The organism is Rathayibacter sp. CAU 1779, from assembly GCF_054551755.1.
The window spans coordinates 18,098-40,925 of record NZ_JBTOLK010000002.1; the positions used below are offsets into that span (position 1 = coordinate 18,098).

The window sequence follows — 22,828 nt, forward strand, 5'->3', positions numbered from 1 at the left end:
CACTCTATGCTGCATCGGCCGACTGCTCTGACGGCCCCTCACTCCCCGAGCGAAAGGCGACGTCTGGCGTGCACGCGATCGGAATCGACATCGGCGGCACGAAGATCGCCGGAGCCCTGGTCGACGAACTGGGGACGATCATCCGTGACGACCGGGTGCCGACTCCAAAGGACGCCTCCACGATCGAGGATGCCGTTGTCGAGATGATCACGCGGCTGAGCGTCGACGCGAACCCGGTCGGAGCGGGAGTCGCAGCCGCCGGATTCATCGACGCCGCCCAGTCGACCGTCTATTACGCACCGAACATCGCGTGGCGCAACGAGCCGCTGCGCGAGAAGATCGAGTCCCGCGTCGACGTGCCCGTCGTCGTGGAGAACGACGCGAACGCCGCCGGCTGGGCCGAGTTCCGTTTCGGCGCCGGCCGTCTCGTCAGCGACATGGTGATCCTCACGATCGGAACCGGAGTCGGGGGTGCGATCGTCAGTGAGGATCGCCTCTTCCGCGGCGGGTTCGGCGCCGGTGCAGAGGTCGGACACATGCGTGTGGTCCCCGGCGGCCTGCTCTGCGGATGCGGCGCCCGCGGTTGCATCGAGCAGTACGGCTCCGGACGCGCGCTGCAGCGCTACGCCAACGAGCTCGCAGACCAGGGCGGCATCGGACAAGCGCTCGCCGACGTGCGCCGGCGCACCGGTTCACTCAACGGCCCGGACATCAGCTCGCTCATCCAGGAGCACGATCCCGGCGCCCTGGCGGCGCTCCGTCAGCTCGGCGACTGGCTCGGCCAGGCGAGCGCGAGTCTCGGTGCCGTGCTCGACCCGCAGATGTTCGTCTTCGGCGGAGGCGTCGCACAGGCGGGAGACCTGCTGCTCGAGCCGATCCGTCAGGCCTATCTGGAGAACCTTCCGGCGCGCGGCTATCACCCGGAGCCGGAGTTCCGCATCGCGGAACTCGTGAACGACGCGGGCGTCGTCGGCGCGGCCGACCTCGCCCGTGTGCATGCGGCCACCCACTAGGCTTCTCGTGCACGCAGCGTCGAGTTGCGAAAGCCGGGTCATGGCGAAGAAAGGGTTGCGCCGACGGTGTTCTACTGGCTGTTGAAGTACGTGATCGCGGGTCCCGCGCTCCGTGCGATCTTCCGCCCGTGGGTCGTGAACCTCGAGAACGTGCCCGAGAACGGCGCCGTCATCCTGGCCAGCAACCATCTGTCGTTCATCGATTCCATCTTTCTTCCTCTGGTCGTCGGCAGACACGTGTCCTTCCTCGCCAAGAGCGACTACTTCACCCGCCGCGGACTCACCGGATGGCTCACGAAGACGTTCATGAAGGCGACGGGCCAGCTGCCGATCGACCGTGGCGGCGGTCCCGCCTCCGAGGCGTCGCTGAACACCGGACTCGGTGTGCTGGCGAGGTCGGAGATCCTCGGCATCTACCCGGAGGGCACCCGCAGCCCCGACGGCAAGCTGTACCGCGGCCGCACCGGGGTGGCGCGCATGATCCTCGAGGGGCGCGTCCCGGTCGTCCCTGTGGTCATGGTCGGAACGCAGGCCATCATGCCGATCGGCAAGAAGCTGCCGCGCATCCGCCGGGTGGGAGTCGTCTTCGGCGATCCGCTCGACTTCTCCCGATTCGAGGGGCTCGAGGGCGACCGGTTCATCCTGCGGTCGATCACCGACGAGATCGTCTACTCGCTGCACCGTCTGGGCGGTCAGGAGTACGTGGACGTCTACGCCTCGACGGTGAAGGAGCGGCGTCCGAGCGTCGCCAGGTAGGCTGAGATGTCGCGCCGACATCCGGCGCAATGCCCCGCAAGAAGTGGAATTCCCGCCTGTGCTGCTCGATCACTCCGACCCTGTCGTCCCCGCCGATGAGTCCGTGATCGCCGGTCTCGACCACTGGCGAACGCTCGAAGCAAGGCAGCAGCCGACGTGGCCGGATCCGGATGCCGCTGCCGTGGCATCCGAGGAGCTCGCCAGCCTGCCACCGCTGGTGTTCGCGGGCGAGGTCGACCAGCTGAAGGAGCGGCTCGCGGCCGCAGCTCAGGGACGTGCGTTCCTGCTGCAAGGCGGCGACTGCGCCGAGACGTTCGCCGGAGCGACGGCAGATCAGATTCGCAACCGCGTCAAGACGGTGCTGCAGATGGCTGTCGTGCTCACCTACGGCGCATCCGTTCCGGTCATCAAAATGGGTCGCATGGCCGGCCAGTTCGCCAAGCCGCGATCCAGCGACACCGAGACGCGTGGCGACGTGACGCTGCCCGCCTACCGCGGCGACATGGTCAACGGCTACGACTTCACCGTCGAGTCGCGCACGGCGGATCCGCGTCGGCTCGTCAAGGGCTACCACACTGCGGCGTCCACGCTGAACCTCATCCGCGCGTTCACGCAGGGCGGTTTCGCGGATCTGCGGCAGGTGCACAGTTGGAACCGCGGTTTCGCCGCCAACCCGGCGAATCAGCGCTACGAGCGTCTGGCACGCGAGATCGACAGGGCCATCAAGTTCATGGAGGCCGCGGGTGCGGACTTCGACGAACTCAAGCGTGTGGAGTTCTACGCCAGCCACGAGGCTCTCCTCATGGACTACGAGCGGGCCATGACGCGCATCGACTCCCGCACGGGGACTCCGTACAACACCTCGGGCCACTTCGTGTGGATCGGCGAACGCACCCGCCAGATCGACGGCGCCCACGTCGACTTCCTGAGTCGGGTGCGCAACCCGATCGGGGTCAAGCTCGGACCGAGCACGACGCCCGACGACATGTTCCGCCTCATCGACAAGCTCGACCCGGCGCGCGAACCCGGCAGACTCACGTTCATCACCCGCATGGGTGCCGGCACGATCAGGGATGCGCTTCCGCCGCTCCTCGAAGCGATCAAGCGTCACGGCGCGACACCGGTCTGGGTCACCGATCCGATGCACGGGAACGGGCTGACGACCCCGACCGGATACAAGACGCGCCGTTTCGAGGACGTCGTCGACGAGGTGAAGGGCTTCTTCGAGGCACACCGCGATGCCGGGACCATTCCGGGCGGCATCCATGTGGAGCTGACCGGGGACGATGTCACCGAGTGCCTCGGCGGATCGGAGCACATCGACGAGGCGACGCTCGCCACGCACTACGAATCGCTCTGCGACCCGCGACTGAACCACATGCAGTCGCTCGAGCTGGCGTTCCTCGTCGCCGAGGAGCTCGGCGCGATCTGAGTCCGCGGCGTGCTGACGTCGACGGTCGTCGAGGTCAGCGGCCGGACTGTTTCACTTCTCGGATCAGAACGAGCCGGTGATCGTCAGTTTGATCGTTGCGCCTTTGGGCTGCTCGGAATCCGCGGCCGGATCGGTGGCAGTCACCTTCGTCAGGTTGTCGGTGATGACGTCCCAGTAGGCGTTGTAGTCGGGCACGAATCCCGCGTCGGTGAGGGCCTTCTTCGCTTGATCTCTCGTCATGCCCACGACGTCGGGCACCGGGAACAGCTGCGGTCCGCGCGAGATGTCGAGCACGATCGTGTCGCCGGGCCGAACCGCACCCTGGTTCTGCGCAGCCTGCGACACCACGGACCCCTGCGGGACGTCGTCGCTGTACTCCTTCTTGCCCTCGGTGGACTTCAGGCCGACAGCCTGAAGCGCGGCCTGTGCGTCCGCCTCCGTCTTGCCTGTCACGTCAGGCACCGGACCGAGGGACACCACCAGGTTCACCTTTTCGCCCTTGTAGTAGCCGCCGCCCTTCGAGAGATCAGACTTGTCATCCTCCGCCTTGGCCGCCGAGATCACTGTGCCCTTGGCGACGTCACCGTTGAACTGTTCGTCGACGGTGCCGACGACGGCGCCGACTCCGGTGATCGCCTTCTGCGCCTGCGCCTTGCTCAGCCCGGCGAGAGGAGGGATGGTGATGGGCTCCCGGCCCTTCGACACGTGCAGCGTCACCTCCGAGCCCTTCGGCGCCTTCGCACCCTGCGCCGGATCGGATGACACGACCGAACCGGTCGGCACGGTCGACGAATACACCTGGTCGTCCTTCGCGGTGAAACCGGCCGTCGTCAGCGCGGACTTGGCGGCATCCAGCGCCAGGCCGTTGACCGTGGGGATCTGCACCTGGGATCCCGGCCCGCCGCCGAAGTACCATCCCGTGCCGCCTGCGACCGCCGCGAGCACGAGCACGAGCGCGAGCAGCCACCATCCGCGGGTCCGCCGCCGCCGAGTCATCGTGGCGAGTGCGGCCACCGCATCCGTCGCAGAGGCCTCCGGCCGCACCTGCGCCGCCGAGGCGATCAGCTGCGTGTCCGACTCGGATGCCGTCACCCCTGTTCCCGGCAGCACGAGCGTCTGCTGCGCGCCGGTCTCGGGGTCGGGGAGGCGCAACTCGCGTTCCTCCTGCAGAAGGCGGTCCAGCATCACTCCCGCGTCGGCCGGCCGGTCGGACGGATCCTTCGCCGTGGCCCACAGCACCAGCTCATCCAACTCGGGCGGGACGTCCGGACTGAGCGTGCTCGGCGCAGGCACGGCGTCGTTGGCGTGCTGGTACGCGATCTGCATCGGCTGCTCGCCCTTGAACGGCTGTTCGCCGGTGAGCATCTCGAACATCATGATGCCGAGCGCGTAGATGTCGCTTCGAGTGTCGGCGACGCCCCTGGTGACGAGCTCCGGGGAGAGGTACGCGATGGTGCCGAGCAGAGCCTGTCCCGTGCCCGTGCTGTTGGTCACGGCCCTGGCGAGGCCGAAGTCACCGATCTTGATGCGACCGTCGTCGGCGAGGAGCACGTTCTCCGGCTTGAGATCGCGGTGCACGATACCGGCGCGATGCGCGGCAGCCAGCCCGGACAGCACGGCGTCGGTGATGTCGATCGTCTGCTCAGGCGTGAGCTTGCCGTAGTCGCGAAGCAGGTCTCGCAAGGTGATGCCGGGAAGGTACTCCATGACGAGGTACGCCATGTCGGCGTCCTGGCCCTGGTCGAACACGCTGACCACGTTCGGATGTGCAAGCCGGGCAGCCGAGCGCGCCTCCTGCACGAACCGGTTCTTGAACTGCGCATCATCGGCCAGATGACCGTGCATGACCTTGATCGCCACCCGACGTTCCAGGCGCAGATCGGTCGCGAGGTACACGGTCGCCATGCCTCCGCGCGCGATGCGCGAACGCACCTGATACCGGCCGTCGACGAGACGACCGAGCATCGGATCGGGCTGGCTCGCGGTCACTCGACGAGTCTACGGACGACCCTGTGCGCGCCCCGGTAGAACACGGTAACGAATGAGGCACGCCGAAGTGCGGAAATGGGGAACCTCGTGGCACCCTAGTCGGGTGGCAAAAGCGAGTCCCGAATCCGAGGTAAGAAGCGACGAGAGAACCTGGCTGACCGTTCCCGAGCTGGTTGACCAGCTTGGAGTCGGAGTCGGACGCATCCACCGTCTCCTGGAGGACAAACACCTCCTGGGCAGCCGGGCGGACGGCGTGCTGAAGGTTCCAGCGGACTTCATCGTCGGCGATGAGCCGCTGAGCGAGCTCCGGGGCACCCTGATCGTGCTCGCGGATGCCGGATTCAGCGACGACGAGGCGATGACGTGGCTGCTCGAGACGGAAGACAGTCTCGGCGCGGCACCCATCGACGCCCTGCGGGCCGGACGCAAGGCCGAAGTGCGACGCGTCGCTCAGGCACTGGCCTGACGGCACTCCGCGGCAGCTGCCTACCCGGCTAAGCGACTCGATCGCTGACCGAGCGGGTCAGGTCCCGAAGCTGGTTCACGGCAGCGTCGGCGAGCGGTGCGTCATCGAGGGCGTGGTTGGCGCGCTGAACGTTGAGCTTGATCATCCGCTCGACCTCCGCCGTCGCGCCCGAGGAATCGATGGTGCTCTGAAGCATGCGGATCTGGTCGTCGTTCAGATCCGGATCGCCGAGGAGTTCGTCCAGTACATTCCGGGCCGATGAGGGCAGCGTCTTGCGCGCGAGAGCGACGAGCACGGTCCGTTTGCCCTCCCGGAGGTCGTCGCCGCTCGGCTTGCCTGTGACCTCGGAGTCGCCGAAGACGCCGAGGAGATCGTCCCGAAGCTGGAACGCGATGCCGAGTGGCAGACCGAACTCGCGGAGGGTGTCGAGCTGTCCGAGCGTTCCGCCGGCGAGCAGACCCCCCAACACGAGCGGAGCCTGCACGCTGTATTTCGCGGACTTGAAGACGATCACTCGTTCCGCGCGGGGGAGAAGATCTTCTTCGCGGCCGGTGCGCCAGGACCTCTCCTCGAGGATGTCCAGGTACTGACCTGCGATGACCTCCGCGCGCATCCTTCCGAACTCACGTCGCACGCCCTTCGCTCGATCGGAGGAGACTCCTTCGCTCAGAGTCTCCGCAAGCAGGTCGTCGCTGAAGCCGAGCAGCAGGTCGCCGAGAAGGACTGCGGATCCGGTGCCGAAGTCGGCAGCGGAGCCCTCCCATCCGTTCTCTCTGTGCAATGCCTCGAATCGGCGATGCGCGGACGGGGCTCCGCGACGGGTGTCCGAGCTGTCGATGATGTCGTCGTGCACGAGTGCGGCGGCGTGGAACAGCTCCAACGCCGCGGCCGTTCCGACGACGGAGTCGAGCCGATCCGATTCCCCCGCGTCGCGAGCATCGCGGACGGCGCGGTAGCCCCAGTAGCAGAACAGGGCTCTGAACCTCTTGCCGCCACTGAGAAACTGCCGGGAGAAAGCCGCCAGCGGACCAACCTCAGGGGCGATGGACAAGACAATGGATTCGCGTGACTCGAGAAAACGTCCGATCCGGTCATCCACGAGGTCGATCAGTCGGTTGCTTTCGGGCACGTGCCTAGCCTAGCTGCGGCAGCAAGACTAGAATCAGAAGTCACAACATCGTCATTCTCGTAAGCCTGAGGGGGACAAGGATGCCGCTTTCGGAGCACGAGCAGCGCCTCCTCGATGAGATGGAGCGCAGTCTCTATCAGAATGACGCCGACTTCGTCGCGAAGGTCGGCGGAGCGCGCGTGCGCCCGACCTACCGCGCGGTGGTTCTCGGCATCCTTCTCGCAGTCATCGGCGTGGGTGTTTTGCTGACCGGGGTGTTCATCCAGCAGATCATCGTCGGGATTCTCGGCTTCGTGCTGATGCTCGCCGGTGTCCTGCTCGCCATCACACCCAGCAGGGCCAAGCGCGCTGCCGCCGCAGCCAGTGAAGCACCGCAGGATCAACCGCCGGCAAAGCCGACCGAGCCGGGCTTCATGGACAAGCTGAACGAGCGGTGGGACAAGCGGCAAGAGGGCGACCGCTAGTTCGTCCGTCGTCGGGGCGTGGTCGGCGTCGGCCGACAATCGATGACGCCTTGTCTTCTCTTGGGCCCGTGATCACGGACTGTTGATCGTCGTCTTCTGCTCTTGCCTTCCTCCGTTCGTTTCTCCCCGCCTGACGCCCTCTCCTGCCCGGCCCCTGTCACCTCGGTTCTGTCCATGCGCTCCGGGCCTTCCCTTCGGACGTGCCGCTGTCCCGACCCGCCGTTTCTGCGCCGATGACGCATCGGGAAGCCGCGCTCTGCTGAAGCCGGCCACATCGGCGTTCGTGCACCTTTCTCGAGTGCTTGCGCGCTGACGCCCACGGCGGACGCCCACGACTGGCGCCCGCGAATGAGTCGTGGCGACGAGTTTTCGCGCCGAGGGTGCTGTCGCACACGGCGGCGGCGTGACACGCGCATCCGCGCCACTGTCCTCACTGTTCCTCCACCACGCTCCACTGCCGCACTTCCGCGTCTTTCCGCGGCATGGGGGAGGTGTCTACGCTGTGGATCCGTCATCTTTCCGTGTCAAGTGGATGGATGTGGAGTAAAGTGGAGGGTGTCGCGGGCTCGCGGCGCAGAACGACGGGGGAGGAGCCGATGTTTCTTGGCACCTACGCCCCGAAGCTCGACGAGAAGGGGCGCATCATCCTCCCGGCGAAATTCCGTGATGAGTTCGAATCGGGACTCGTCATGACAAGGGGCCAGGAACGCTGCGTCTACGTCTTTCCCCGACGCGAGTTCGAGTCGCTGAACGAGAAGATCCGGCAGGCGCCGGTCACGAGCAAGCAGGCTCGTGACTACCTGCGCGTGTTCCTCTCCGGAGCAAGCGACGAGGTCCCCGACAAGCAGCACCGTGTGACGATCCCTCCGCTTCTGCGGACGTACGCGGGGCTGCAGCGGGATCTCACCGTGATCGGTGCAGGCAACCGCGCGGAGATCTGGGATTCCGCCGCCTGGGATGCCTACCTCGAGGCGAACGAGGCGTCGTTCGCGGAGACCGCCGAGGAGGTGATTCCGGGGCTGTTCTAGCGCCTGGCGCCGGACTCCCAGCCACAGACCGCACCCTGACTCACCTTCCCCGGTGTCAGGTGGCGTGTGGATGGGGATCCGACGCCAGGGGCTACGAGCCCCGAGTTCCATGGTCGATTCAAACGATCCACGCGACATCCACCTCTCCGTGATGCTCGAGCGCTGCGTCGAGCTGCTGGCGCCCGCGATCGAACACGACGGTGCGGTGCTCGTCGACGCCACTCTCGGGCTCGGCGGGCACACCGAGGCATTCCTGCAGCGCTTCCCCGGACTCACCGTGGTGGGGCTCGATCGCGACCTCGAGGCGATCGGCCTGGCATCGCAGCGGCTCGGAGCCTTCGGCGAGCGGCTGAAGGTGGTGCACACGGTGTACGACGGGATCGCGGAGGCCGCAGCTTCGCTCGGCTACAGGACGGTCGACGCCGTGCTGTTCGACCTCGGCGTCTCGTCCCTGCAGCTCGACCGGGTGGAGCGCGGCTTCTCCTACTCCAAGGACGCTCCGCTCGACATGCGAATGGACGCCACGAGCGAGCTCACCGCTGAGACCGTGATCGCGGAGTACAGCGAGAACGACCTGCGACGCATCTTCCTCGACTACGGCGAGGAGAAGCTCGCCGCTCGTTACGCGCGAGCCATCGTCCGGGCACGGGCGACCACGCCGATCGTGCGGTCTGGACAGCTGGTGGCGATCATCCAGGATGCGACGCCTGCGGCCGTCCAGCGTGCGGGGCATCCGGCGAAACGCGTCTTCCAGGCGCTGCGCATCGAAGTGAACCATGAGCTCGACGTTCTCGAACGTGCGATCCCACGTGCGGTCGATCTGTTGCGCGTCGGCGGACGGATCGCGGTCATGTCCTTCCAGTCGCTGGAAGACCGGATCGTCAAGCGTGCGCTGCAGGCCAAGGCGACATCCACGGCACCGGCGGGGTTGCCGGTGGAGCTGCCGGAACACAGGCCTGAACTGAAACTGCTCACCAGGGGGGCCGAACTGGCCGACGACGAGGAGAGGGCGCGGAATCCGCGCGCGATCCCCGTGCGGCTTCGTGCGGCGGAACGCATCAGGGGGACCACATGAGCCAGGCGACCGCGTCGCTTCCAGCGACAAGGCGAACACCGGCCGAGCGCGGCGCGCCCCGCCTCGAGGCGCTGCCACGGGCATCCCGTCGATCGCGTCCCAAGCTCTTCTACGCTGCTATCGCCGTCCTCACCGTGATGATCGTCGTCGTCACGCAGCTGCTGCTGTCGATCGGCGTCTCGCAGGGCGCGTACAAGATCGAGTCGCTGCAGGCGGACAAGTCGCGGCTCGCACGCCAGTACCAGCAGGCGTCCGAGACAGTCGACGCGCTGTCCTCGCCGCAGAACCTGGCAGCGAACGCCGAGGCGCTGGGGATGGTCAACAACGGAACGCCCGTGTACCTCCGTCTCTCCGATGGAGCGGTGATCGGCTCGCCCGCGCCGGCATCGGCTGCGGCGGGTGGCACGGGGCAGCTCGTCGCCAACGCGCTGACGCAGGATGTCCCACTCGTCAACGCCCCGAAGACCACTAAGAGCAAGAACGGCGCGGCCGGTGGAGCCGGCGACCAGGCGACGGGCACGAACGGCACCGACGGAGCGGCCGGATCGGCCGCGGGATCGGGCACACCGTCCACGGATCAGGCTCAGGCCGATGACTCGCCCGTACCGTGGACGACAGGGGCGCTCCCCGCACCTTCGACCCACTGATCCGCCTGCGAGGTTTGCCGCATGACGTCCGCGAAGTCCCATCGACGCCGAACGGTTGTCGCCATCGCCGCGGTGCTCGCCATCGTCATCGTGTTCGTCGTGCGCCTTGTCGATGTGCAGGTCGTTCGGGCGGACGCCCTCGATCGCCAAGCGGCCGAGAAGCGCGGCAACGTGCAGGAGATCCAGGGCACGCGAGGGTCCATCGTCGCCTCAGACGGCACCGTTCTCGCACGGAGCGTGCTGCGCTACGACTTCATCGCCACGCCGAAGTTCACGACCAAGAAATTCGACATGACGGTGGACGGGAAGACGTCCAAGGTCACTCTGGACCAGGCGGCGTCGGCGATCGCTGCGATCACCGGTCAGCAGTCCAGTGACATCACCGGACCTATCGCGTCGGCGCTCGCGAAGAACAAAGAATCGATGTACGCGCCCATCGTGAAGAACGTCGACGCCGCCACCTATCAGAAGATCCAGGCGTTGAACATCGACTGGCTCAACGCGACGAGCCATCAGACGAGGGTGTATCCGAACGGGGCCGTCGCCGGCAACATCCTGGGGTTCCTGAACGGAGAGGGCGTGCCTCAGGCAGGACTGGAGGACGGCGAGAACGCGTGCCTCGCTGGAACGAACGGCGAGGAGACGTACCAGGTCGGTGCGGACGGCGTGACGATCCCAGGCAGCACGAAGGTGCAGAAGGCCGCCAAGAACGGCGGCGAGCTCGTGACCACCATCAACCCGGACCTGCAGTGGTTCGCCCAGGACCAACTGGCCAAGGTCGTGCCGGAGCTCGGAGCCCAGTTCGGGATGGTCAGCGTCGTCAGCATCAAGGATGCGAAGATCCGGGTGGCGGCGCAGTATCCCTCGGCCGACCCGAACAACCTCGACGGAACACCCCTCCAGTACTGGAACGCGATGATGTTCCAGAACCAGTACGAACCGGGCTCGATCTTCAAGCCGCTGACGGCCGCGGCCCTGATGGACACGGGCAAGGCAACACCGGAAAGCCACCTGGTGGTCCCCGACACGCTCACGCCGCAGAAGGGCGTCTACGTCGCGGACAACGAGTATCACCCGGTTCAGCGCCTGACGCTGACCGGCGTGCTGACCGAGTCGTCGAACGTCGGAATGTCGGAGCTCGGCACGAGCATGGACGACCAGCAACGCTACGAGTTCATGAAGAAGTTCGGCATCGGAAGCAAGACGGCCGTGAACTTCCCGGGCGAGCTCAGCGGTGAGTTCACGAATCCGTCGACCTGGGATGCGCAGACCCGCTACGCGACGACCTTCGGACAGGGCCTCTCGACCACTCAGGCCCAGATGCTGAGCGCGTACCAGGCGCTCGCGAACGGCGGTGTTCGCCTTCCGCTCACTCTCGTCGACGGCTGCAAGCAGGCGGACGGAACCATGACGGACATCCCGTCGGCCAAGGGCGAGCGGGTGGTCTCCGCGAAGACGTCGCAGCAGATCCTGGGCATGCTCGAGAACGTGCTGAAAGGTGGTCCGATCTCGACGCTTCCCGACACGGAGATCCCGGGTTATCTCGTGGCAGCGAAGACCGGAACCGCCCAGGAACCCGACGGCAACGGCGGGTACCAGAAGAGCTACTACGTGTCGGTGATGGGCGTCGCTCCGGTCGACGATCCGCAGTATCTGGTTTCGGTCAACATCGGCTTCCCGACTACGATTACATCGTCCCTTGCGGCTGGTCCGCTGTTCAAGACGATGATGAGCCAGGTGCTCAAGGCCTATCGGGTGCAGCCGTCGACGGCGCCGGCAGCGAACTATCCCGATACCTACTGAAAGTGAGCCACGTGACCGGAACGGGCAGCGCGCTGCTTCGCCCCGAGCATCCCTCTTCCCGGTCGTTGTCGCAGCTGGTGGCCGACTTCGGGTTCGAGTCGTCGGAGCGGGTCGACTCCGTCGAAGTGAGCGGGGTGACCGTCTCCTCGCGGGCAGTCGAGCCAGGGGATCTCTATGTCGGACTCCCTGGTGCGCGGGTGCACGGGGCATCGTTCGCCGCCGGTGCCGCTGAGGCAGGTGCCACGGCCGTGCTGACGGATCCCGCCGGCGCCGCGCTTGCCGCCGACGCGGGCATTCCCGTCATCGTCACCGACGCCCCGCGTGCGGTTCTCGGCGATGTCGCGGCCTGGATCTATCGCACGGGGGAGAATCCCGCGATCTTGTTCGGGGTGACGGGCACGAACGGGAAGACCAGCGTCGTGTACATGATCACCGCGATCCTGGCGCAGCTCGGTGTTCGTGCCGGCTTGAGCTCCACCGCGGAGCGCAGGATCGGCGATGACGCCGTGACGAGCTCGCTGACGACGCCGGAGGCGAGCGAACTGCACGGTCTGCTGGCACGCATGCGCGAGGCAGAAGTTCGAGCGGCAGCCATCGAGGTCTCGGCCCAGGCACTCAGTCGCCACCGCGTCGACGGGATCGTGTTCGACGTCGTCGGATTCACGAATCTGAGCCACGACCACCTCGACGACTACGAGTCGATGGACGAGTACTTCGAGGCGAAGCTTGCGCTGTTCACGCCGGATCGCGCGCGACGCGGAGTCGTCACGGTCGATGACGAGTGGGGGAGCAGGATTGCCCAGGAATCCCGCATCCCGGTGACGACCCTGTCGACCGTCGCCGGCGCGGAGACGGACTGGCGACTCGAGCTGGGTGAGCAGCGCATCGACAGCACGGAGTTCACACTCTTCGGGCCCGACGGGCGTTCGGTGACCACGAGCATCCCGATCCTCGGTTCCTTCATGGCGGCGAATGCGGCCCTGTCGATCGTCATGCTCGTCGAGTCCGGATACGACCTCGAGGCGATCGGGCACGTGCTGTCGCGCGACGGCGGCATCCAGGCCTACATCCCCGGCCGCGCCGAACGCGTGTCCGGCGAGAGCGGACCCGTCGTCTTCGTCGACTACGGGCACACGCCGGACGCCTTCGAGCGCTCCCTCGCCTCGCTCCGTGTGGTCACTCCGGGCAAGATCATCATGGTGTTCGGCGCGGACGGCGACCGCGACGCCACCAAGCGGGCCGACATGGGCGCCATTGCGGCCAGGGGAGCGGATGAAGTCATCATCACCGACTTCCATCCACGATTCGAAGACCCAGCGGCCATCCGCGCTGCACTGATCACCGGTGCGCTGGATGCCGTGCCGGACGCCCACGTCGAGGAGATCGCCGACCAGCGTGCGGCCATCCGTGCGGCCATCGCCCATGCCGGCGAGGGCGACGTCGTCTTCTACGCCGGACCAGGACACGAGGACTACCAGGAGGTTGCAGGAGTGCACTTGCCCTATTCGGCACGTGACGACGCGAGGCTCGCTCTGCGTGAAGCGGGGTGGCTGTCGTGATCGGCATGACGATCGGTGAGATCGCGGATGCCGTGCGCGGCCGCGTCCTCGGTGCGGTGGGTATCGAGGATGTCGTGGTCGACGGCCTCTCGTACACCGACTCCCGAGAGGTGACCCCAGGGGGGATCTTCTTCGCGAAGCCCGGTGAGTTCACCGACGGGCATCTCTTCGCTCCGCAGGCCGTGGAGCGCGGCGCGGCACTCCTCGTTGTGGACCACGAGCTCGACACGGAGACGACGCAGATCGTCGTGCCGGACGTGGTCGACGCCTTGGGCGATCTCGCCCGCACCGTGATCGCGAAGGTTCGTGTCGGCGGGCGCCTGCGGATCGTGGGCATCACGGGTTCCAACGGCAAGACGACGACCAAGAACCTGCTGTCCGCGATCCTGTCGCGGGTGGGGGAGACCGTCGCACCGCGCGCGTCCTTCAACAACGAGGTCGGCGCACCGCTCACCATGCTCGAGGTGACGGAAGAGACGGCGTTCCTCGTCGCCGAGATGGGCGCGAGCCGAGAGGGCGATATCGCCCGGCTCATCCGCATGGCCAAACCCGACGTGGGTGTCGTGCTCAAGGTCGGCCTTGCCCACGCCGGCGAGTTCGGGGGCATCGAGGCGACACAGCGCGCGAAGTCCGAGATGGTCACCGATCTGAACGCCGGCGACACCGCTGTGCTGAATGCCGACGACCCGCGAGTCGCCGCGATGGCCGCCATCACGAAGGCGAACGTCCTGTGGTTCGGACTCGACGGAGACGAGGCATCGGATCGGGTACGGGCGACGGATGTGCGTGCCGGCCGATCCGGCACCGCGTTCGCTCTCCACCTGCCGGACGGCAGCAGTGCGCCGGTGTCATTCCGCGTGCTCGGCGAGCACCATGTCGCCAACGCCCTGGCAGCAGCATCCGCTGCCTTCGCGCTCGGTGTTGGCATCGACCACATCGTGGCCGGCCTGGAGTCGGTCACCCGGGCCGAACGCTGGCGCATGGAGGTCATGGGCGGCGCGAACGGCGTGACCGTGATCAACGACGCCTACAACGCGAGCCCTGACTCGATGTCGGCAGCGCTGAAGACGCTCGTGCAGCTCCGCGAGCCGGGCGGACGCGCGATAGCGGTGCTCGGCGAGATGAGCGAACTCGGCGAGGCGTCGGGCGCAGAGCACGACCGGATAGGCCTCATGATCGTGCGGCTCGGCATCGACCAGGCCGTGATCGTCGGATCCGGGGCTCGCCGCATGCACATCTCCACGATCAACGAGGGCTCGTGGGACGGTGAGTCGAAGTTCGTGGAGACTCAGGACGAGGCGTTCGAGCTGCTGAGAGACCTGCTCACGGACGGTGACACCGTCCTGGTGAAGTCGTCGAACTCCGCCGGGCTTCGCCACCTGGGAGACCGATTGGGAGAACTTTTCTCGTGAGAGCACTACTGACGGCCGGAGCGCTCTCCTTGGCCTTCTCACTCTTCTTGACGCCGGTGTTCGTCAAGATCTTCCATCGGCTGGGCTGGGGTCAGTTCATCCGTGACGACGGACCCCAGTCGCACCACGCCAAGCGCGGCACGGCCACCATGGGTGGCATCGTCATCATCCTCGCCACACTGGTGGGCTACTTCGTCGCCGTGCTGATCAACGGCGGTGACGGCCTGTCAGCATCCCCGCTCCTCGTGCTGCTGATGATGGTCGGGCTCGGCATCGTCGGGTTCGTCGACGACTTCATGAAGACGCGCAAACAGCGCAGCCTGGGCCTCGGCGGATGGTCGAAGGTGGCCGGGCAGGTCATCGTCGCGACGATCTTCGGCATCCTGGCGATCAACTTCCCCAGCGAGCAGGGCGTCACGCCCGCTTCGACGCAGATCTCCTTCATCCGGGATCTGCCCATCGACCTCATGGTCATCGGTGGCATCCCGGTGATCGGCATCATCCTGTACCTGATCTGGGTGAACCTCATCACGACCGCCACCTCGAACGGCGTGAACGTGACGGACGGTCTCGACGGGCTCGCCACGGGGGCGTCGATCCTCGCGATCGGGTCGTACATCATCATCGGGTTCTGGCAGTTCAACCAGTCCTGCTTCAGCGACACCATCGACACCGACAACCTCTTCAAGTGCTACACGGTGCGGGACCCGCTCGATCTCGCGGTCGTCGCAGCGGCGATCGTCGGATCGCTCGTCGGATTCCTCTGGTGGAATACGTCTCCCGCGCAGATCTTCCTCGGCGACACGGGATCGCTCGGACTGGGCGGCGCGCTGGCGGCGCTGGCCGTCCTCAGCCACACCGAGCTCCTGCTCGTGCTCGTCGGCGGCCTTTTCGTGATCGAGACGGGATCCGTCATCCTGCAGCGGGCCTACTTCAAGGTGACGCACGGCAGACGCATCTTCCGGATGAGCCCGATCCATCATCACTTCGAGCTGAAGGGATGGGCGGAGGTCACTGTCGTCGTGCGCTTCTGGATCATCGCCGGTCTGCTCGTGGCCGCCGGCGTCGGCTCGTTCTACCTCGAGTGGTTGTCGAGGACGTCGTGACCCCGCCCGGTGCACGCGCCGAGCGGCTCGCAGAGCTGACCAGCTGGCGCTCGGACTGGCGGGACTTGCGCGTCCTCGTCCTCGGGCTCGGCGTCGCGGCGTTCTCGAGCGCCGACACGCTCGCCGAGCTGGGCGCCGACGTGCTGGTGGCGGCCGAGACCCTGCACGAGGAGCGCGCACGACTGCTCGAGGTCATCGGCGCGCGCCTCGTCGTCGATCCGCTCGAGTCGGTTCCGGATGCCGTCACCTCCTTCGACCCCGAGGTCGTCGTCGTCACGTCGGGTGTGTTCCATCCCGATCACGCCGTCCTCGAGTGGGCAGACACCCAGGGCATCGCGGTCTGGAGCGATGTTGAGCTCGGATGGCGCGTGCGTGACAAGGTGACGCCTCCCGCGGAGTGGATCTGCATCACCGGCACCAACGGCAAGACGACCACGACGCAGCTCACGGCGACGCTCCTGGTCGCGGACGGGGTGCGTGCTGCCCCGTGCGGGAACATCGGGATCCCGGTGCTCGACGCCGTGCGCGATCCGCAGGGCTTCGACGTGCTCGTCGTCGAGCTCTCCAGCTATCAGCTGCACTGGCTCGGGCGGAACGCGGGAGGCGAGATCTTCCCGTTCTCCAGCGCGTGCCTCAATGTGGCCGAGGACCACCTCGACTTCCACGGCTCGATGGCCGAATACGCGCGCGTCAAGGGCAAGGTCTACGACAACACGAAGGTCGCCTGCGTCTACAACAGGGCGGATGCCGCGACTCTGCGCATGGTCGAGGACGCCGACGTGGTGGAGGGTGCACGTGCGATCGGGTTCGGTCTCGATTCACCCGGGCCCAGCGATTTCGGGATCGTGGACGGCATCCTGTGCGACAGAGCGTTCCTGGACGATCGCGCCACGGCTGCACTGGAGCTCACGACGCTCGACGAATTGCGTGAGGTCGGTCTCGCCGCTCCGCATGTGGTGGCCAACATTCTCGCGGCGAGCGCTCTGGTTCGTTCGTTCGGCGTCTCGGCGGAGACGATCCACGATGCCTTGAAGTCCTTCCGACTGGACGCCCACCGCATCGAGCTCGTCGCCGAAGCGAGAGGAGTTGCCTGGGTGGACGACTCAAAGGCGACGAATCCGCATGCCGCTGATGCCTCTCTGCGCGCCTACGACTCCGTGGTGTGGGTTCTGGGTGGCGATCTGAAGGGCGTCGAGCTCGACGATGTGGTGTCGCGGCACGCCGGTCGTCTCACCGGGGTGGTCGTGATCGGAGTCGATCACGAGCCCGTGCTGGCGGCATTCCGACGACACGCGCCGAACGTGCCGATTCTCGTCGTGGAGCCCGGCGAGACTGAGCAGGTGATGCCGGAGGTGGTCCGGTCGGCAGCGTCACTGGCGCGTGAGGGAGACACGGTTCTCCTGGCGCCCGCGGCGGCGTCGTTCGACCAGTTCTCGGGCTTCGCCGAACGAGGCGACAAGTTCGCGCAGGCCGTGCGCGACTACCTCGGGGACTGAGAACCACCGGGCGCTTCCCGTGACTGCGCGGCGAAAAGCCCGCACAAGAGACCAGAGCGCGGTTGCGCGAATGATCGGGGGAGGAGGCATCGTGACGGCTCCTACTCAGGCGAACGGATCGCGGGCCACTCCGGCGCGCCGCCCATCGCAGGCCTCGCGCACGACGTCGCGATCCGCACAGCCCGCGCCACGGACGACCCAGTCGGCGTCGACTTCAACCCGGACGGTGCCCAAGGCATCGCAGGCGAAGACCGTGCAGACGGCGTCCGCTCTGCCGAAGTCTGCTCCGGCCAAGACCGTGCAGGCCGAGGTCGATGCGGCGACCCGCGGACTTCTCGCCGCCCGCATCACGATGAGCCGGGTCTTCCAGTCCGAGTCGTCCAACTACTTCCTGCTGCTCGGGCTCACGCTGTTCATGGTCGTCTTCGGCCTGGTGATGGTGCTCTCGTCCTCGTCCGTCGACTCGCACACCGACGACGACAACTTCTTCGCCCGGTTCCTCAGCCAGGGCATCTTCGCGGCGATCGGGGTCCCCCTGATGCTCGTCGCCTCGCGCATCCCTTCCGGATGGTGGAAGCGGATGGCATGGCCGATGCTCATCGCATCGTGTGCGCTGCAGGCGGCCACCGTCTTCACGAACCTCGGTGTGAGGATCAACCAGAACAAGAACTGGCTGGAGATCGGCGGATACGCTTTCCAGCCGTCAGAGCTCATCAAGATCAGCCTCGTGCTGTGGCTGGGCATGTTCGTCGCGCTGAAGTGGGACCGCATCCGGCAGTGGAAGTACGGGCTCCTCCCGGTGTGTATCGTCTCGGCCGTGGCGATCGGCCTGGTGCTGGGCGGCGGCGACCTCGGCACGACGTTGATCATGGCCGCGATCGTTCTCGGCACGATGTTCTTCGTCGGGATCCCGCTGCGTCAGCTGCTCACCACGGCGGTGATCGCCTCGGGTATCGCCGTGGTCTTCGCGGTATCCCGACAAAGCAGGCTCGATCGCATCCTCAGCTTCCTGCACCCGGGAGGAACGGATCCGACGAGCACCGGCTGGCAGATGCAGCAGAGCGACTTCGGCCTGGCTCGCGGCGGCATCTTCGGCGTCGGCCTCGGCAACTCCACGTCGAAGTGGAACTGGCTTCCCGCCGCCAGCACGGACTTCATCTTCTCGATCATCGGCGAGGAGCTCGGGCTCATCGGTGCGATCGTCGTGCTGGGACTGTTCGTCTTCCTGACCGTGGTGCTGGTCCGTATCATGAACGCGAACACCGACCCGTTCGCCCGCACGGTGACGGCGGCGGTGACGGTCTGGCTGGTCGGTCAGGCGCTCGTGAACATCGGCGTCGTGCTCGGGCTCGTCCCGACGCTCGGCGTCCCTCTCCCGTTGATCTCATCCGGAGGTACCGCCCTGATCTCCTCGCTGTTCGGCATCGGCGTCGTGCTGTCCTTCACCAGGACCACCTCGCCCAAGAAGGCTCGACGGACGCAGCCGCGATGACCGTGTACCTGATGGCCGGCGGGGGCACCGCCGGCCATGTCAACCCGCTGCTCGCCGTGTCCGACGCTCTGCGCCGTGTCGAACCGGATGCCGAGATCATCGTCCTCGGCACAGCCGAAGGGCTCGAGGCCAGGCTGGTCCCGGCCAGGGGCTACGAGCTGGTGACCATCCCGAAGCTGCCCTTCCCTCGCCGACCGGATGCCGCTGCCCTGCGATTCCCCGCCCGTTTCCGTTCCAGCGTGGCCACCGTGCGCCGCCTCATCGAGTCCAGAAGTGTGGATGTCGTGGTCGGCTTCGGCGGATACGCGTCAGCACCCGCCTATTCGGCGGCGCATCGCGAGGACGTCCCGCTTGTGCTGCACGAAGCGAACGCGAAGCCCGGCATGGCCAACAAGCTCGGCGCCCGCTACACGCGGTTCGTCGGTGTCGCGTTCGAGAACACGGCCATCGCGCACGCGCGTTTCGTGGGGATGCCGCTGCGTCGCGAGATCGAGGACCTCGATCGTACGGCGGTTCGCAGCGAAGCCCTCGCCTACTTCGGACTCGAGGATCGCCCCACGCTTCTGGTCACAGGCGGATCGCTGGGCGCGCGACGTATCAACGCGACGGTGACGGCATCCGCCGACGCCCTCACGGCGGCCGGATTCCAGGTGCTGCACATCCAGGGCGGCTCAGCCGAGTTCTCCGACCCTGACGTCGACGGATATCACCTCATCGACTACTGCGACCGCATGGACCTCGCTCTCGCGGTCGCCGACGCCGCGATCTCGCGCGCCGGAGCCGCGACGGTGAGCGAGCTGTCCGCGCTGGGGATCCCGGCGTTCTACGTTCCGTACGCGGTGGGCAACGGCGAGCAGCGCTTCAACGCGGCCGGTGTCGTCGCCGCGGGCGGAGCCGTGCTGATCGATGACGCCGACTTCACGCCCGAGCGGCTGCGCGACTCCGTCCTTTCGATCCTCGCCGACCCTGCAGCGCTTGCCCACATGGCGGAGGCGGCGGCCGCGGTCGGCGTCCGCGACGGTGCGGAGCGGATGCTGTCCCTGATCGCCGAGGCGCGGGTCCGTGACACTCAGCCGGGCCGCACGGACCGCTCCGGTCGCTGACGGCATACTGGATTCACGCCTCGAGCGAGCCCGGCAGCACATTCCCGCCGCCACGACAGACAGGACACCCGCGCACCGTGATCAAGCCCGATCTGACACTGACTCTTCCGGAGACGATCGGACGAGTGCACTTCGTCGGTGTCGGCGGTTCGGGCATGAGCGGGATCGCGCGGCTCTTCCTCCAGGCGGGCATTCCGGTCACCGGCTCGGATCGCGTCGAGAACGAGTACACGAGGGCGCTGCGCGAGCTCGGCGCCGATATCCGCATCGGCCACGCTGCAGCGAACGTCGGCGACGCCGACACACTCGTCGTGACGGGTGCGCTCTGGCAGGACAACCCTGAGTATCAATACGCGCTGACCCACGGCATCCCGGTGCTGCACCGTTCCCAGGCGTTGGCCTGGCTCAGCCGCGGCAATCGGCTCGTCGCCGTGGCCGGAGCGCACGGCAAGTCGGGCACGACGGGCATGATCGCCACCGCGCTGGTCGGTCTCGATGCGGACCCCAGCTTCGTCAACGGCGCGGTCATCGAGGGACTCGAGACGAATGCCCGACGTGGCGAGTCCGACCTGTTCGTCATCGAGGCGGATGAGTCCGACGGATCCTTCCTGCTCTACGACACCGCCGTCGCGCTGATCCTGAACATCGACGACGACCATCTCGACCACTACGGCTCGTACGCCGCGGTGGAGGATGCGTTCGTCGCGTTCGCGGACAAGGCGCGTGAGCTCGTGGTGATCTCCGCCGATGACGAGGGCGCGCGGGCAGTGACTCCGCGCATCTCGAACCCGAACGTCGTGACGTTCGGCGAGTCGGAGACCGCCGACGTTCGCGTGACCGACATCACGACGCACGGACCCGTGGCCTTCAGCATCCTGTGGAAGGGGAGCCGGTACGACGTCCAGCTCCGCATTCCCGGCCGGCATCAGGCGCACAACGCAGCGGGCGCGTTCGCTGTTCTCACGTATCTCGGCGTAGACCCGGATGCGGCGGCCGCCGCCCTCGAATCCTTCGGTGGCACGCATCGCCGTTTCGAGCTGCACGGAACCATCGGCGGCGTGAGCGTCTACGACGACTACGCACACCACCCCGCGGAAGTCCGCGCGGTTCTCGAGGCGGCGCGAACCGTGGTGGGCGACGGCCGGATCATCGCCGTGCACCAGCCGCACACGTACAGCCGAACTCAACGGCTCGCGCAGGAGTTCGCGGACACGCTCGAGCAGTACGCCGACGAGACGGTCGTGCTCGATGTGTTCGGTGCACGGGAAGATCCGGTTCCGGGAGTCACGGGCGCCCTCGTATCCGGCGGATTCCACGACCAGTCGAAGGTGTCGTTCATTGCGGACTGGCAGGAGGCGGCCGACCACACGGCGGCCATCGCACGCGACGGCGACTTCGTCATCACTCTGGGCTGTGGCGACGTGTACCGCATCGTTCCCCAGCTCCTCGACTCCCTCCGCAGGGCGGACGGCTGACGCGTGAAGCGTCCCCAGGGCTTCGAGAATCAAGCGCGCCTCACGGCGCGGACGCCACCGCGTCCTACCGGAGGAGAGTCCCAGGCGCGCCCACCTGCGCCGCGCGGTGCCGCCGAGTCGGGTAGTCCGGCCGCTGCATCCAAGAAGCCCGCCGCCCGGAGCACGGCGGTCATGGATGCTCCGCGCCGCTCGGAACCGGACGCAGACACCCAGCCGATCCCGGTGGTCCGCTCGGCGGCGGTCCAGACGAGCAGCGACGAGAAGCCGAGCTCGGGGTCGCGCATCAAGAAGACCCCCGCGTCGCAGACCGCGACGACGAAGGGTGCACGGAAGACCACTGCAGCGAACTCCGCCTCGACGTCGGCGCCCACTGTGCCATCGACGGCGCCGTCACAGCGCAAGGGGCGGTCGAGCGCGGCATCCGCAGCCGAGCCCTCCGCGGCAACGGCCCCGAGCGTCAGGGCCGCCTCGCGCAGACGGCGCCGCTACGAGCGGGCGGAGGTCAAGAGATTCACCCGCGCAGCACGTCGCAGACGGCTGGCGTGGCTGATCGGCGTCGGATCCGTCGTGCTCGTGCTGGCAGGGGCGGCGCTCGTTTCGATCTCCCCGGCGATGGCACTGCGCTCGATCGACGTCGTCGGAGCGCAGCGTGTCCAGGCGAGTTCGATCCGCGAGGCGCTCAAGGACCAGCTCGGAACGCCGTTGCCCCTGATCGACTACGGTGCGGTGCGCAAAGAGCTCGCCGAATTCCCGCTCATCCGCAGCTACAGCACCGAGGCGGATCCGCCAGGAACGCTCGTGGTGCGCATTCAGGAGCGCACTCCCATCGCGCTCCTGCAGATCCCGTCCGGATACCAGCTGGTCGACCAGGCCGGCGTGGTCATGCAGACGACTGCACAGCGTCCGGGCGGATATCCGATCGTCTCGCTCCCCGCCGACGCGTCAGAGTCCTCGAAGCGCAAGGAGTTCGCGGCCTCTGCAGCGGTGCTTGCGGCGCTTCCCCCCGCGACGCTGAGTCAGGTCGACACCGCGACCGCTACCGGCTCCGAGGATGTCACACTCAAGTTCCTCACCGGCGCGACGGTGGTCTGGGGTGGGCCAGAGGATGCCGATCTCAAGGTCGCCGTGCTTGCGGCGTTGCAGAAGAACGCGCCGGGAGCCTCCGTCTACGACGTGTCGTCTCCGAAGAGTCCCGTCATACGCTGACGGATCACCCGACGAGTCGATCCGTCGAGGAGTCACGCGGGACCCTTGCTGACCAATACGATGGGACGTCGGACGACACGCGGCAGATCTGCACGACGGGGGAGCAGGGCGCGCATAACGTCGGGCGTAGTAAATGCATACCGAGCATAACTTTAAGCCTCGACTTGAAGTTGAAGG

Annotated in this window: 19 protein-coding genes; 17 read left to right on the forward strand and 2 right to left on the reverse strand. The window is 67.0% G+C overall.

The genetic code is table 11. From position 1 onward, the window contains the following. Positions 1-68: 68 nt before the first annotated feature. The 3 genes from ACX9R5_RS11045 (at position 69) to ACX9R5_RS11055 (ending at position 3,201) form a co-directional block, all read left to right on the forward strand. Positions 69-1,013, forward strand: coding sequence for an ROK family glucokinase (locus ACX9R5_RS11045; protein ID WP_459409098.1), 945 nt, complete (start codon positions 69-71; stop codon positions 1,011-1,013). A gap of 66 nt (positions 1,014-1,079) precedes the next feature. After that, a complete protein-coding gene (locus ACX9R5_RS11050; RefSeq protein WP_459409099.1) occupies positions 1,080-1,769 on the forward strand; it encodes a lysophospholipid acyltransferase family protein in 690 nt (229 codons plus the stop codon). 61 nt (positions 1,770-1,830) lie between these two features. Further along, positions 1,831-3,201 carry a class II 3-deoxy-7-phosphoheptulonate synthase gene (locus ACX9R5_RS11055; RefSeq protein ID WP_459409663.1) on the forward strand — a complete coding sequence of 457 codons (1,371 nt, stop codon included), beginning with the start codon at positions 1,831-1,833 and terminating at the stop codon, positions 3,199-3,201. Between the two features lie 63 nt (positions 3,202-3,264). Here the strand turns inward: ACX9R5_RS11055 and pknB are convergent, their stop codons facing one another. Continuing rightward, positions 3,265-5,190, reverse strand: coding sequence for a Stk1 family PASTA domain-containing Ser/Thr kinase (pknB, locus tag ACX9R5_RS11060; protein WP_459409100.1), 1,926 nt, complete (start codon positions 5,188-5,190; stop codon positions 3,265-3,267). Positions 5,191-5,293: 103 nt separating this feature from the next. Here pknB and ACX9R5_RS11065 point away from each other — a divergent pair, with 103 nt between their 5' ends. Continuing rightward, on the forward strand, positions 5,294-5,656 hold the full coding sequence (locus ACX9R5_RS11065) for an Rv2175c family DNA-binding protein (protein WP_459409101.1): 363 nt from the start codon (positions 5,294-5,296) through the stop codon (positions 5,654-5,656). A 28-nt stretch (positions 5,657-5,684) separates the two neighbouring features. On the opposite strand, the gene ACX9R5_RS11070 is transcribed toward ACX9R5_RS11065, so the two are convergent. Beyond that, positions 5,685-6,785, reverse strand: a complete 1,101-nt coding sequence (locus tag ACX9R5_RS11070; protein WP_459409102.1) for a polyprenyl synthetase family protein — start codon at positions 6,783-6,785, stop codon at positions 5,685-5,687. Positions 6,786-6,865: 80 nt separating this feature from the next. Here ACX9R5_RS11070 and ACX9R5_RS11075 point away from each other — a divergent pair, with 80 nt between their 5' ends. The 13 genes from ACX9R5_RS11075 (at position 6,866) to ACX9R5_RS11135 (ending at position 22,651) form a co-directional block, all read left to right on the forward strand. After that, complete coding sequence (locus ACX9R5_RS11075; RefSeq protein WP_459409103.1) at positions 6,866-7,249, forward strand: DUF3040 domain-containing protein; 384 nt, start codon at positions 6,866-6,868, stop codon at positions 7,247-7,249. A 596-nt stretch (positions 7,250-7,845) separates the two neighbouring features. Further along, complete coding sequence (gene mraZ, locus ACX9R5_RS11080) at positions 7,846-8,277, forward strand: division/cell wall cluster transcriptional repressor MraZ (RefSeq protein WP_459409104.1); 432 nt, start codon at positions 7,846-7,848, stop codon at positions 8,275-8,277. Positions 8,278-8,386: 109 nt separating this feature from the next. Next, complete coding sequence (gene rsmH, locus ACX9R5_RS11085; protein WP_459409105.1) at positions 8,387-9,352, forward strand: 16S rRNA (cytosine(1402)-N(4))-methyltransferase RsmH; 966 nt, start codon at positions 8,387-8,389, stop codon at positions 9,350-9,352. Further along, on the forward strand, positions 9,349-9,999 hold the full coding sequence (locus tag ACX9R5_RS11090; protein WP_459409106.1) for a hypothetical protein: 651 nt from the start codon (positions 9,349-9,351) through the stop codon (positions 9,997-9,999). The genes rsmH and ACX9R5_RS11090 overlap by 4 nt, the downstream gene beginning before the upstream one ends. Positions 10,000-10,020: 21 nt before the next feature. After that, the gene (locus ACX9R5_RS11095; RefSeq protein WP_459409107.1) at positions 10,021-11,802 is read left to right on the forward strand and encodes a peptidoglycan D,D-transpeptidase FtsI family protein; all 1,782 of its coding nucleotides are present in this window, start codon (positions 10,021-10,023) and stop codon (positions 11,800-11,802) included. 2 nt (positions 11,803-11,804) lie between these two features. After that, the gene (locus tag ACX9R5_RS11100; protein ID WP_459409108.1) at positions 11,805-13,361 is read left to right on the forward strand and encodes a UDP-N-acetylmuramoyl-L-alanyl-D-glutamate--2,6-diaminopimelate ligase; all 1,557 of its coding nucleotides are present in this window, start codon (positions 11,805-11,807) and stop codon (positions 13,359-13,361) included. Continuing rightward, positions 13,358-14,773 (forward strand): UDP-N-acetylmuramoyl-tripeptide--D-alanyl-D-alanine ligase, encoded by a 1,416-nt coding sequence (locus ACX9R5_RS11105; RefSeq protein WP_459409664.1) that lies wholly within the window; start codon positions 13,358-13,360, stop codon positions 14,771-14,773. Before ACX9R5_RS11100 ends, ACX9R5_RS11105 begins: the two co-directional genes overlap by 4 nt. Beyond that, positions 14,770-15,879: a phospho-N-acetylmuramoyl-pentapeptide-transferase gene (mraY, locus tag ACX9R5_RS11110; RefSeq protein ID WP_459409109.1), complete on the forward strand. Its 1,110-nt coding sequence runs from the start codon at positions 14,770-14,772 to the stop codon at positions 15,877-15,879. The genes ACX9R5_RS11105 and mraY overlap by 4 nt, the downstream gene beginning before the upstream one ends. After that, positions 15,876-17,375 carry a UDP-N-acetylmuramoyl-L-alanine--D-glutamate ligase gene (murD, locus tag ACX9R5_RS11115; protein ID WP_459409110.1) on the forward strand — a complete coding sequence of 500 codons (1,500 nt, stop codon included), beginning with the start codon at positions 15,876-15,878 and terminating at the stop codon, positions 17,373-17,375. Before mraY ends, murD begins: the two co-directional genes overlap by 4 nt. A 226-nt stretch (positions 17,376-17,601) precedes the next feature. Beyond that, positions 17,602-18,867, forward strand: a complete 1,266-nt coding sequence (gene ftsW / locus ACX9R5_RS11120; RefSeq protein WP_459409111.1) for a putative lipid II flippase FtsW — start codon at positions 17,602-17,604, stop codon at positions 18,865-18,867. Then, a complete protein-coding gene (locus tag ACX9R5_RS11125) occupies positions 18,864-19,970 on the forward strand; it encodes a UDP-N-acetylglucosamine--N-acetylmuramyl-(pentapeptide) pyrophosphoryl-undecaprenol N-acetylglucosamine transferase (RefSeq protein ID WP_459409112.1) in 1,107 nt (368 codons plus the stop codon). Before ftsW ends, ACX9R5_RS11125 begins: the two co-directional genes overlap by 4 nt. 77 nt (positions 19,971-20,047) lie before the next feature. Continuing rightward, positions 20,048-21,445, forward strand: a complete 1,398-nt coding sequence (gene murC / locus ACX9R5_RS11130; RefSeq protein ID WP_459409113.1) for a UDP-N-acetylmuramate--L-alanine ligase — start codon at positions 20,048-20,050, stop codon at positions 21,443-21,445. A 171-nt stretch (positions 21,446-21,616) separates the two neighbouring features. Next, entirely contained in the window at positions 21,617-22,651 is a 1,035-nt protein-coding gene (locus tag ACX9R5_RS11135) for an FtsQ-type POTRA domain-containing protein (RefSeq protein WP_459409114.1), read from the forward strand. Positions 22,652-22,828 lie beyond the last annotated feature (177 nt).